Annotated in this window: 9 protein-coding genes; 8 read left to right on the top strand and 1 reads right to left on the bottom strand. The window is 48.1% G+C overall.

All coding sequences use genetic code 11. From position 1 onward, the window contains the following. The first annotated feature begins 118 nt into the window (after nt 1-118). Together SB752_RS28315 and argH are read left to right on the top strand one after the other, a co-directional pair. Nucleotides 119-1,378 (top strand): argininosuccinate synthase, encoded by a 1,260-nt coding sequence (locus tag SB752_RS28315; RefSeq protein WP_410718802.1) that lies wholly within the window; start codon nt 119-121, stop codon nt 1,376-1,378. Next, on the top strand, nt 1,375-2,820 hold the full coding sequence (gene argH / locus SB752_RS28320; RefSeq protein WP_410718803.1) for an argininosuccinate lyase: 1,446 nt from the start codon (nt 1,375-1,377) through the stop codon (nt 2,818-2,820). Before SB752_RS28315 ends, argH begins: the two co-directional genes overlap by 4 nt. A gap of 133 nt (nt 2,821-2,953) precedes the next feature. Here argH and SB752_RS28325 read toward each other — a convergent pair whose 3' ends face one another. Continuing rightward, the gene (locus tag SB752_RS28325) at nt 2,954-4,111 is read right to left on the bottom strand and encodes an iron-containing alcohol dehydrogenase (protein ID WP_410718804.1); all 1,158 of its coding nucleotides are present in this window, start codon (nt 4,109-4,111) and stop codon (nt 2,954-2,956) included. A gap of 347 nt (nt 4,112-4,458) precedes the next feature. Here SB752_RS28325 and ftsE point away from each other — a divergent pair, with 347 nt between their 5' ends. The 6 genes from ftsE (at nt 4,459) to SB752_RS28355 (ending at nt 12,060) form a co-directional block, all read left to right on the top strand. Further along, nucleotides 4,459-5,145 carry a cell division ATP-binding protein FtsE gene (gene ftsE / locus SB752_RS28330; RefSeq protein WP_213023389.1) on the top strand — a complete coding sequence of 229 codons (687 nt, stop codon included), beginning with the start codon at nt 4,459-4,461 and terminating at the stop codon, nt 5,143-5,145. After that, nucleotides 5,135-6,031 (top strand): permease-like cell division protein FtsX, encoded by an 897-nt coding sequence (gene ftsX / locus SB752_RS28335; RefSeq protein WP_410718805.1) that lies wholly within the window; start codon nt 5,135-5,137, stop codon nt 6,029-6,031. Before ftsE ends, ftsX begins: the two co-directional genes overlap by 11 nt. Nucleotides 6,032-6,057: 26 nt before the next feature. Continuing rightward, complete coding sequence (locus tag SB752_RS28340) at nt 6,058-7,257, top strand: murein hydrolase activator EnvC family protein (protein WP_410718806.1); 1,200 nt, start codon at nt 6,058-6,060, stop codon at nt 7,255-7,257. A 93-nt stretch (nt 7,258-7,350) separates the two neighbouring features. Continuing rightward, entirely contained in the window at nt 7,351-8,832 is a 1,482-nt protein-coding gene (locus SB752_RS28345) for a S41 family peptidase (protein WP_410718807.1), read from the top strand. A gap of 101 nt (nt 8,833-8,933) precedes the next feature. Continuing rightward, the gene (locus SB752_RS28350; RefSeq protein ID WP_410718808.1) at nt 8,934-10,202 is read left to right on the top strand and encodes a PDZ domain-containing protein; all 1,269 of its coding nucleotides are present in this window, start codon (nt 8,934-8,936) and stop codon (nt 10,200-10,202) included. Nucleotides 10,203-10,362: 160 nt separating this feature from the next. After that, a complete protein-coding gene (locus SB752_RS28355) occupies nt 10,363-12,060 on the top strand; it encodes a hypothetical protein (RefSeq protein WP_410718830.1) in 1,698 nt (565 codons plus the stop codon). Nucleotides 12,061-12,098 lie beyond the last annotated feature (38 nt).

A 12,098-nucleotide genomic window follows, 5' to 3' on the forward strand; every position in this document is an offset into this window, starting at 1 on the left:
CTTTCCTGAAATTGACTTTGAAAATAAAACAAAGATCAAAGAAAAAGGGTTGTATTTTTATTAACTCGTTTGTATAATTACTCACATAAGAGATACTTCGAAACGGGGAGAGAGAATAATGGCAAAAGATAAAATTGTATTGGCCTATTCGGGCGGTTTAGATACATCTGTAGCAATCAAGTGGCTCCAAGAAACATACAACTATGATGTTATTGCAGTTGCACTGGATGTTGGGGAAGGAAAAGACCTCGACTTCGTTCAGAAAAAAGCGCTGCAAGTGGGTGCTTTAAAATCGATCGTAGTGGATGCAAAAGAAGCATTTGCTGAGGAGTTCGTTCTGCCAGCATTGAAAGCAAACGCGATGTACGAAGGCAAATACCCATTGGTATCCGCTCTGTCGCGTTACCTCATTTCTCGCGTATTGGTTGAAATCGCTGAAAAAGAAGGCGCTGTTGCGGTTGCGCACGGTTGCACAGGAAAAGGAAACGACCAAGTTCGCTTCGACGTTTCTTTCACAGCATTGAACCCAGATATCAAAATCGTGGCACCAGTTCGTGAGTGGGGCTGGACGCGCGATGAAGAGATCGAATATGCGAAAAAGAACAACATTCCAATTCCGATCGACCTCGACAATCCATACAGCATTGACCAAAACCTGTGGGGCAGAAGCTGCGAGTGCGGCGTACTGGAAGACCCATGGGCAGCGCCACCAGAAGGTGCTTACGATCTGACCAAGTCCATCGCGGATGCGCCTGATCAGGCAGAAGAGATCGAAATCACGTTTGTACAAGGGAAGCCAACAGCACTGAACGGGGAAGAGCTGCCATTGTCCGAGCTCATTTTGAAGCTGAACAAAATCGCTGGTAACCACGGTGTTGGCCGTATCGACCACGTAGAAAACCGCCTGGTTGGTATCAAATCCCGTGAAGTATACGAAACACCAGCTGCAACTACATTGATATTGGCTCACCGTGAGCTGGAATTCTTGACGCAACCGCGTGAGGTAGCTGCGTTCAAGCCAATCGTGGAGCAAAAATTGGCGCAAGTGATCTACGAAGGACTGTGGTTCTCGCCAATTCGCAATGCGGTTCAAGCATTCATCGAAGAGACACAAAAACACGTAACAGGCGTAGTACGCGTGAAGCTGCACAAAGGACATGCGATCGTCGTAGGCCGCAAATCCGCTTCCTCGCTCTACAGCCATGAGCTGGCAACCTACAATGCTGGCGACCAGTTCGATCATAAAGCAGCGCTCGGCTTTATCAAGCTGTGGGGTCTGCCAACCAAGGTATATGCGCAAGTAAACGAAGGTGTTCTGCACGAAAACATAAACACAGACATCAAGATTTTGGATGAAAAGGATGCGATCAAGCAATGAAACTCTGGGGAGGACGCTTCACGAAGCCGACGAATCAGCTCGTAGAAGAGTATACTGCTTCTATTTCTTTCGACCAGAAAATGTGGCGACAGGACATCGTCGGTAGCCTAGCACATGTAGCTATGCTGGGTAAGTGCGGCATCGTACCGATGGAGGAAGTCAGACAAATCATTGCTGGTCTGAAAAAGGTGAAAGACAAAATTGAGCGTGGGCAGGCAGAGTTCCTGGTTGCTCACGAAGATGTTCATATGAATATTGAAAAGATGCTGATTGAGGAAATCGGACCGGTGGGGGGCAAGCTTCACACCGGCCGCAGCCGCAACGATCAGGTTGCACTCGATATGCACCTGTACCTCAGAGAAAAGCTGATGGAGATCATCCAACTGGCGATGTATCTGCAGGAAGCATTGATCGAGCAGGCCAATCAGCATCTGGATACAGTAATGCCTGGTTATACCCATCTGCAACGTGCGCAGCCGGTATTGTTTGGCTACCACTTGATGGCGTATGTATCCATGCTGCAACGCGACATCGAACGCATGACAGAAACCTGGAAACGGGTGAATGTTTTGCCGCTTGGCGCAGGCGCATTAGCAGGTACTACTTTCCCGATCGATCGTGCATTTGTGGCGGAAATGCTGCAATTTGACGGCATCTATCAAAACAGCATGGATGCGGTAAGTGATCGTGATTTTATCGTGGAATTTTTGGCTGATTCCTCGCTGGTCATGACGCACTTGTCCCGTCTGTGTGAGGAATTGGTTATTTGGAGCAGTCAGGAGTTTTCCTTCGTGGAGCTGGATGATGCGTTCTGCACGGGCTCCAGCATCATGCCGCAGAAGAAAAACCCGGATGTGGCGGAATTGGTACGCGGAAAAACAGGGCGTGTATACGGCAATCTGTTTGGTTTGCTGACAGTTCTGAAGGGCTTGCCTCTTGCCTACAACAAAGACATGCAGGAAGACAAAGAAGGCATGTTTGATACGGTAGCGACGATTCATGGTGCTCTTGCCTTGTTGACTCCGATGATTCAGACCATGCAGGTGAGAAAAGATCGGATGCGTCAGGCAGTGACCAACGATTTCTCCAATGCAACTGACCTGGCAGATTATCTGGTTCGCAAGGATATGCCTTTCCGTCAGGCTCATGAAGTAGTAGGCAGAGCGGTTCTGTACTGCATCGAGCAGCAAAAATATTTGCTGGATATGTCATTGGAAGAATTCCAAGGCTTCTCTGGTGTCATCGGTGCAGATGTATATGATGCACTGGCGGTAGAGACAGTAGTCAACGCTCGTAACGTATTGGGTGGAACGGCTCGCAATCAAGTAGAAACGCAAATCGCTTGGTATCGCGAGAAGCTTGTCGACACTCACGCATGGGTAGACAAAAATAGTCAAAAAGTCATGATTGAATCTTTGATTGATGTTGGGTCACCGGCGTGATATAGTAATACTTAATAAACGGATAGGCGATTCGCCTGCCCGTTTATTTTTTTGTACAAGCGATAGTGTAAAACGCAAAAAATGCCGAACTCCCCCGAGGAGCGCGGCATTTTTAAAATAAAGAGCTACCCGTTTACAGCGACATACGCAAAATTTGCGCCACATCTTCACTCGACAGCTTTTTGAAGTTGCCGATCAGTCCATATGGTGTCGCTTTTTCTGCCATCAGCTGCAGATGCTGGTCATCGATCTCGTAGTCTGCCAAACGGGTAGGGGCACCGATTCTGGCAAAGAACGCCTCAGTTGCAGCAATTCCTTCCAAAGCAACCTCGTCGTCTGTTTTTCCAGTAGGATCGACATTCCATACTTCTACGGCAAAACGGACAAAGCGCGCGACGTTTTCACGATACACATAGCGCATCCATTTCGGGAAGATGATAGCCAAACCGCCACCATGCGGAATGTCATAGACTGCACTTACAGCGTGCTCAATAGAATGGGTAGCCCAATCTGTTTCCACCCCTACAGGCAGCGTGCCGTTCAGAGCCATGGTTCCGCAATAGAGAATATTGGCGCGCGCATCGTAGTCTTCCGGATTTGCCATTACGCGGTCTGCGTTTTCAATGACGGTTTTCAGAATGGATTCTGCGAAACGTGTCTGCAGTGGTATCTCTGGTGTATGGGTGAAATATTGTTCAAATACGTGCGACATGATATCGCTGATACCGTAGATGGTTTGGTCGCGTGGAACGCTGAACGTATTTTCAGGGTCTAAGATAGAGAATGTAGGGAAAGTCGTAGATGCTCCATGCTTTTCTTTTGTATCCCAATTGGTTACGACACTACCTCTGTTCATTTCAGAGCCGGTTGCAGCAAGGGTAAGGATAGTTCCCAAAGGAAGAGCTTCCGTAGCCAGTGCTTTGCGCGTATAGAAATCCCATACATCGCCTTCGTAAGGAACGCCGACAGCGACAGCCTTGGCTGCGTCGATGACACTTCCGCCACCTACTGCCAAAATCCAGTTGACGCCTTCCTGGCGGCAAAGCTCAATTCCCTTTTTGACAGTGCTGAGGCGTGGATTCGGTTCTACGCCGGATAGCTCGAGCACGCGGCAATCAGCCTCTTGCAGAAGGGAGAAGACTTTTTCATAGAGGCCTGTACGCTTGATACTGCCTCCTCCATAAACCAGCAGGACGGTTTGACCGAGTTGCTCGGCTTTTTCTTTCAGCATGGACAGCTGGCCCCGGCCAAAAATCAATTGCGTAGGGTTATGGTAGACAAATGGATTCATCATGCATGCTCCTTTCCACAGTTCACTCGTAATCATTGTAACGAACAGAGTAAACGGATGCTAGCTGGCGATGTGCTGCCGGGACTTTCTGCACAAATCGTGTCGGTTTGGAGCGAATTGAAGCGTTTTCGACAAGAAATGAGAGATTTAGTGGATTCCATCAGCGAATGAGGGTGGTATAATAAATAAGATGGATTTTCTCGCTGTTTTTAGGCAAGGTTTGGCAGCGGGTGAGAAAGAGATGAGGGGAATTGTCGATTTGCCTTGATTTAACGGCGTTTTCGACAAGATACAATAAATCAGGATCAAGAAAAAGAATGGATCTGACAATGTAGGATGTGATTGACTTGATCGAAATGTTTGACGTTTGGAAGACGTATCCAAATGGTACAAGTGCGTTAAAAGGTGTAAACATTCGGATTGAAAAAGGCGAATTTGTGTATGTGGTGGGTCCCAGCGGTGCAGGGAAATCTACTTTTATCAAATTGATGTATCGAGAAGAAAAGCCGTCAAAGGGGCAGATTTTCTTGGGGGGCTTCAATGTCAGCCGAATCAAGGAACGCCAGATTCCCACAGTCCGTCGCAGTATTGGCGTCGTATTCCAAGATTTTAAACTATTGCCAACGCTCACCGTATTTGAAAATGTAGCTTTTGCGATGGAAGTAATCGAGAGCAATCCAAAGCAGATCAAGCCTCGTGTGATGGACGTATTGGGGTTGGTCAAGCTGAAGCACAAGGCCAAAATGCTGCCGAACGAGCTATCTGGGGGAGAGCAGCAGCGTGTAGCACTGGCTCGCGCATTGGTTAACAATCCAGGCATTATTATCGCCGATGAGCCGACAGGAAACCTCGACCCAGAGACTTCCTGGGAGATTATGAAGCTGTTTGAGGAAATCAATCAACGGGGAACCACTGTCGTCATGGCGACGCATAACCGCGAAATTGTCAACACGATGAGAAAACGGGTCATAGCGATCGAAGCTGGACAAATTGCCCGTGATGAGCAGAGAGGGGAATACGGTTATGAAGATTAGAACGCTAGGGCGCCATGTCCGTGAAGGGGTCAAAAACCTCGGGCGGAACGGCTGGATGTCGTTCGCTTCAATCAGTGCCGTAACGTTTACCCTGTTCATTCTCGGTGTATTTCTCGTATTGGCTATGAATGTGAACTTTTTTGCTCAATCGGTGGAAAAGCAGGTGGAGATTCGGGTATTTATGGCGGATCTCACTACAAAAGAAAACCTGCAGCAATTTGAACAAGATGTACGTGCTTTAGATAAAGTGGAGTCCGTCCAGTTCATCTCCAAGGATGAAGGCTTAAAGCAGTTCCGCGAAAGCATGGGGGACAAGGCTTATCTTTTTGACGGATTAGAAAAAGGAAATCCGCTTCCAGACACCTTTGTCGTTAAAGCAAAAATGCCTCAGGACACGGCAGTCTTGGCAGCTCAAATCAAGCAAATGAAAAATGTCAGAAGCCTGAACTATGGTGAAGGCACAGTAGAAAAGCTGTTTGCAGCAACAGATACCGTGCGAAACGTAGGAATCGGCTTCATCATCGGGTTAGGCTTCACAGCGATGTTTTTGATTGCCAATACGATTAAGCTGACGATCGTTGCACGTCGCAGAGAGATTGAAATCATGAAGCTCGTTGGGGCAACAAACTGGTTTATCCGCTGGCCTTTCTTTGTTGAAGGGCTGCTAATGGGGATCACGGGTGCGCTAATTCCAACCGTTATCCTTGGAGTAGGCTACTATTACCTGCTCGACGCCATCAAATCGAGCTTTGAAGCAACTCAACTATTTACACTGTTACCATTGTTCCCGCTTGTATATCAGGTAGCACTTGCTTTGCTCGCAATCGGTGCGTTTATCGGGATCTGGGGAAGCTTGGTGTCAGTCCGTCGTTTCTTGCGGGTTTAATATTTAGAGAACGTGGGAGGAGTATCATGAGGAAGAAGGTTCTGCTAACACTCTTGATAGCCGGTCTGGTGGCCGGATCTGTAATCCCGACAAACGTAAGCTGGGCAGCTAGTAAAGCATCTTTGGACAAGATTAATCGGGAATTAAAAGAGATACAAAAAAAGAGAGATCAACAAAAGCAACAAGTAAAGCAAACCGAGCAAAAAATCAGCGCCGTACAAAAGGAACAAAAGGATTTGCAAACGGAGCTGATGCAGATTGATTTGCGTCGTAACGAGACGCAAAAGAAGCTGGACAAGCTCGAAGTGCAGATGAATGAAACCACGGAAAAGGCAGCGCAAGCACAGGATAATTTGGATGAGGCAAAAGAACGCGTAGCACAGCGGGAAACCTTGCTGAAAACGCGCGTGAAATCCATGTATGAGCGTGGAAAGGTTTCTTATCTAGACGTGCTTTTGGGCTCGTCTGATTTCGGAGATTTCCTCACGCGCATGGAAGGGCTGCAGCTGATTTTGGAGCAGGACACCCGCATCCTGGAAGACAACATGCGTGACAAAGAAACGATTGAAGTGAAAAAGAAAGAAATCGATCATCAATTGACCGTCTACGCTGGCATGCTTGATGAAGCGGAAAACCTCAAGGCTGAGTTGGACAAGCAGTACAAGCACAGTCTGGTGGTCAAGGCAGAGCTGAAGAAGAAAGAATCTGCGCTGGAAGAAGATTTGGAGCAATACGGTCAACAGCTGATTGCTCTGACCAAAGCAGAATCAGAAAAGTATGCTGAACGTGTCCGTGCGATGAGCAGCAGTAGCAGTGGATACAAAGGTGGAAAGCTGGGACTTCCAGTCGCTGACGGACAATTCCGTTTCAGCTCGGGCTTCGGGATGCGAACAGACCCGTTTACAGGCAGGTCAGCTGGGCATAATGGAGTAGACATGGCAGCACCAAAAGGAACGACGATTATGGCAGCAGCCAATGGAGTAGTGATCTTTGCCGGATACTCTAATGGCTTTGGCAATACGGTAATGATTAAACACAGCTCTGAGATTACAACTCTTTATGGACACATTCGTGAGGGCGGAATCAAAGTTTCTGTGGGACAATCTGTATCAAAAGGACAAAAGATTGCTGAGGTCGGCTCTACTGGGCGATCTACCGGAAATCACGTTCACTTTACCGTTTATAAAAACGACGTTGCTGTCAACCCGATGCCGTACCTGAAATAGCGAGGTGTACGGCCAGACAAATATTGCTAGCCGGAGTTGCATACAATAGCAGCATAACTTTTCACCGGTAGCACAAAGGATGGTGACGTAACAGTGAGATGGAAAGGGCGTACCGTACTAGCGGTTGTACTCATCTCGATGGTGGCCAGTAGCTTCTTGACCATGGCGATGATGAAGACTTCTGCTAGCGCTAATGCGAATCAGAACGGGGCACTTACTGCATCGAGCAATAAGCTGTTCCAAACAACAGGGGCAGAATATCCTCAGGAGTTCAAAAAGCTGTACGAAGCTTTTTCAGCCATCAAGAAGGAATACATCCAAAATGTCACCAACGATCAATTAGTAGAGGGCGCAATTGGGGGCATGGTAGGCTCCTTGGAAGATCCATACAGTGACTACATGGACCCACGCTCTGCAGAGCAATTTACGTCTACTCTACATTCCACGTTCCAAGGGATCGGAACGGAAGTTACGCTACAAAATGGACGGGTAACCGTCGTTTCTCCATTCAAGGATTCTCCTGCAGAACGTGCAGGTCTGCGGCCAAATGATCAAATCCTGAGCGTAAACGGTGAGTCGCTTGAGGGCTTGGATCTGAATCAGGCCGTCATGAAAATTCGCGGACCTAAAGGAACGAAGGCCGTTTTAACAATCGCTCGTGCAGGTGTAGCTGAGCCAATCACGATCGTGTGTGTACGCGATGACATTCCGATTGAGACAGTGAACAGCCAAATTATCGAGAAAAATGGCGTTAAGGTTGGCGTCATTGGAATTACCCAGTTCTCTACAGAGACAGCAAAACACTTCAAGGATCAATTGGCGTCATTGGAGAAAAAAGGCATCGGTGGATTGGTTATCGATGTACGCGGAAACCCAGGCGGCTACTTGCTTGCGGTGAAGGAGATCGGCGAGATTCTCGTTCCGAAAAAGGGAATCATCGTCCAAATCGAGTACGGAGCTGGCGGACAGCAAAAAGAAGAGTACCGCTCGACGACTGACGCAGCCAAGCCGTATCCGATTTCTCTCTTGATTAACGGCGGAAGCGCAAGTGCTTCAGAAATTCTCGCAGGCGCTTTGCGTGACAGCGGAAACTACAAGCTGGTAGGCGAGAAGAGCTTTGGTAAAGGTACAGTCCAAAGCACCATGGAAATGGCGGATAAGAGCCAGCTGAAACTGACGATTGCCAAATGGGTTACGCCAAAAGGCGAATGGATTCATAAAAAAGGAATCGAGCCTGATTTCAAAGTAGAACAACCGGCATATTTTAACGCCGTTCAGCTTCCTGCTGATAAAGAATTGTCTCGTGACATGGCAGGCAATGAAGTGAAAAATCTGCAATTGATCTTGGCCGGATTGAATCTATCGCCAGGACGAGATGATGGTTACTTTGACGAAAAAACAGAGCAAGTAATCAAGCAGTTCCAAACCTCGCACAAGCTGCCAACGACTGGCAAGGTAGACGCGGCTACTCGTACACAATTGGAGGAGGGCTTGCGCAAAGTCATGCGTGACCCGCAAAACGACCTGCAATTGCAAAAAGCGATTGATGTTGTCAGCCTAAAGCAGCCAAAATAATCCATAGCACACGAGGCAGGGAATTCCCTGACTTTCGTAGAAATGGTAACCACGGTAAATTACATGCCGTGGTTTTTCTTTTTCCATTTGAGGTGAGGCAATTGGCGATACAGGCAGATATGCTCTCCATTGCATATGGATTTGCTGCATTTTTTCTCAATCCAATCTTTTACGTATTTCTGATCTTCATTTATCTGCATTATCGAAGGCAGATGAATCTGGAAAGACAGTTGTTTGCGGCCCGTATTCAGTCACCACTTCTTTCTACGATTCGGTCGGTAGGAATGGGATTGGCAGGCGGTCTATTGATTTCCGTGCTGGCCGCAGGACTCGGTGTGGTTGTACAGGCACAAGACTTATGGATTTTATGGGGCCTCGCTCTGATTATGGCGCTCATACGTTTACGGTTTCTCTGCTTTGCCTACGCGGCAGGCTTGCTGACAATTTTGCATGCAATCGCGCAGGTTTTCCCAGGGGTATCCGATGTAGCGGGAATTGGCACCGTCTGGGAGTTGCTTCGTCAGGCGAAGCCATTGCCACTTTTGGCACTCGTTGGGATTATGCATTTGATTGAAGCGATGCTCGTACGTTGGAACGGTGGTCGTGATGCGTCGCCACTGTTTGTAGAAGGGCAGCGCGGCCGGATTGTAGGTGCGTATTTACTTCATTCCTTTTGGCTGACGCCATTGGTGCTGTTCGTCCAAATGGAGCCAGGGGCATTGAGTGGAGCGCTTTACCCAGGGTGGCCTTTCTTTTCACCGGGTGCAGCTTCGTTTGCTCTAATGCTGCTGCCGACTGTGACCGGTTTTTCGGACATGACCCAGACGATGACTCCGCGTATGAAAGCAGAGAGAATCGCGGGGCAATTGGCTGTTTATGCGGGAGTATTACTGGCTTTGACGGCACTGGCGGTGTGGTTCTGGCCGCTTCTGTTAGTAGCAGGACTGTATGCGCTTTTTGGACACGAAGGCCTGTTTTTCCGAAGCCAGTCCCAGGAGAGAAAACGGTCGCCGTATTTTATACAGTCTTCACGAGGAGTCAAGGTGATGGGAGTCATCCCTGACACACGAGCAGAAGAAATCGGAATTGTACCGGGAGAAATCATTGTCAAGGTGAATGGTATCCCTGTCCGTAACAAAGAAGATTTGTATCCAGCGTTGCAGGCCAATTCAGCCTTTTGCAAAATGGAAGTACTAACGCATGACGGGGAACTGAAATTTGTGCAATGTGCTGTTTATGCAGGGAATCATCATCAATTGGGTATCATCGTGGTTCCTGATTCGACGACGCGCGTTTTTGTAGACTTGAAGCGAGCGAGTGTTGTGCAGCTGATCAAGCAAAAGCTGGAAAAGCTAAACATCGGAGCATAGGCGAAGAGTGGGAGAGATTGGACACCAGGATAGGGTGTCTGTCTCTCCTTTTTTCGATAAAAAATTCTTTCTCGAATTACCTATCTATTCGCAAAACTAAATGCAAAGTTGTGCGTCTGAATGTAAGAGGAAAAAAGAGGGAGTGAAATAGGCTGTGTCGATGATGAAAAAGCCTGTTCTTTGTGTTCTTACAACAGCGTTAGTGGCAGTGAACTTATATACGGCACCATTTGCCTGGGCGAGTACAGAAGCGCGTATGGTTCAAATGGCTCCATGGAGTGCTCAGGCAGTGGTTGCTGTTCCTGTGCAGGTGTCAAAAGGTGTGCAGCAGCTCGTGCGTTTAGTCCCCGAGCTCACCAGTCGACATGTCATCTTTGGTGGTGATGTGGATGGACCGGGGGTGAGTGGGGTCCAGGTAATCTTTTCGAAAACAGCTGTGCGAGATGAAAACGCGAAAGAGGATAAAGCAATCTTTGATCCACAAACAGGGAACCTCTTGGTGTTGGATTTGCAGCCGAATACACTGACGAAGCCTGCTTTCCCAACTGACCAGGTAGCCAAAACAAAAGCTCAGGCTTTTGTAACGGGATTACTTCCCCCTGGCCATGCGTATCAGCCAAGAGATGTGACACGTGCTGATGACCTGTTGACTGTCAGGCTGGTACGGAAGCTGAACAATGTCGCTCTGGATGACGATTACGATGCTATGGTCAGCTTTGATCGGGCTGGAAGAATGGTGTCGTTCCGTACGTTTGATGGCAGGCTGTATGAGAAAATCAGTCTGACTTCACTCCCCTCGCCACAGCGTGTCATCTCTGCATCGCAGGCTTTGCTTCGATTCAAAGAGAGCAAACCGTTGGAGCTGGTGTATCTGCTCCCCGAGGTACGTCAGGGAGAGTCTCCGGATGAAGCAAGTCTGGCCTATGTCGTGAAGGATGGCGTCATCAATCGGACGTTCTCAGGAAGTGCGTTGGATGCTTTCAACGGAAAAAGGCTGATCGAGTCAGTAAATACAGTCAAACAGCCTGTGCAAACCATCAGCATGACAGGAACAGGTGAAAAATGGATCGCACAGACAAACGACCAGGCTGGTGAGCTCATCAGATCATTAGTACGCAAGGAGACGGACAAACTGCCGCTTGCGACATTTACGGAGAACTACGGTGATGGACAGGAAAGACGCTTATTTATCTGGGGGCAATTTGATGAAGGGACTAAGGATCAGGATAAACAATACATGATCGGTCAATTTGCACGTGGCAGCAGCAAGGATAAGCGTCTCCATGTTCTCCTGGAGACGAACGCCAAGACAGGACAATTGATGAGGCTGGTAGTGAAGGACGGGAATGATCTGAATATCCAAACCGATAAAAAGCGTGACTGGAGAGAGGCGGAGGCGCTGTTAAAACGCTTAATTCCTGCTGGAACCACTCAAATGCGAATGAAAGACGTAGGCGACACCAATTACACGCTCATTACTGCTGATCCTCTTTTGAATGGCATTCCTATTTATCAGGCAGGACAGCAGAGCGAAGAAGGTATGTACACCTTGAAGATGAATTCTTTCACGGGAGCATTGGAAGAGCTGACCTTGGTATCACCTTCTGTACTGCGTGCTCCTGACAAATCAAAGGCAATCACAGAACAAGCGGCTGTTGATCAATTACTCAAGGCATATCCGCTTGAGCTGACCTATATTCATCAGACAAACGTGCAAACCGGTGAAGTCACTTGGAAGCTAGGCTACGATCTGTCTTTCCGCCAGACGCGCTCTCATTGCTTCTGCGGCGGTGAAGCTAAGGTGGATCAGACCGTTTATGTGGATGCGATAACAGGGAAGGTTATTGTGAAGGAATAAAGCAGTGAGATGTGAGAGTAAAAAAAATAAGCCGCGGC

Origin of the sequence: Brevibacillus sp. SIMBA_040, from assembly GCF_046535075.1 — a bacterium.
In the GTDB taxonomy this organism is placed as follows: Bacteria; Bacillota; Bacilli; order Brevibacillales; family Brevibacillaceae; genus Brevibacillus.

Coding starts and splice junctions, on each gene's coding strand:
- SB752_RS28315 (WP_410718802.1), top strand. CDS start 119: ATGGCAAAAGATAAAATTGTATTGGCCTATTCGGGCGGTTTAGATACA.
- argH (WP_410718803.1), top strand. CDS start 1,375: ATGAAACTCTGGGGAGGACGCTTCACGAAGCCGACGAATCAGCTCGTA.
- SB752_RS28325 (WP_410718804.1), bottom strand. CDS start 4,111: ATGAATCCATTTGTCTACCATAACCCTACGCAATTGATTTTTGGCCGG.
- ftsX (WP_410718805.1), top strand. CDS start 5,135: ATGAAGATTAGAACGCTAGGGCGCCATGTCCGTGAAGGGGTCAAAAAC.
- SB752_RS28340 (WP_410718806.1), top strand. CDS start 6,058: ATGAGGAAGAAGGTTCTGCTAACACTCTTGATAGCCGGTCTGGTGGCC.
- SB752_RS28355 (WP_410718830.1), top strand. CDS start 10,363: ATGATGAAAAAGCCTGTTCTTTGTGTTCTTACAACAGCGTTAGTGGCA.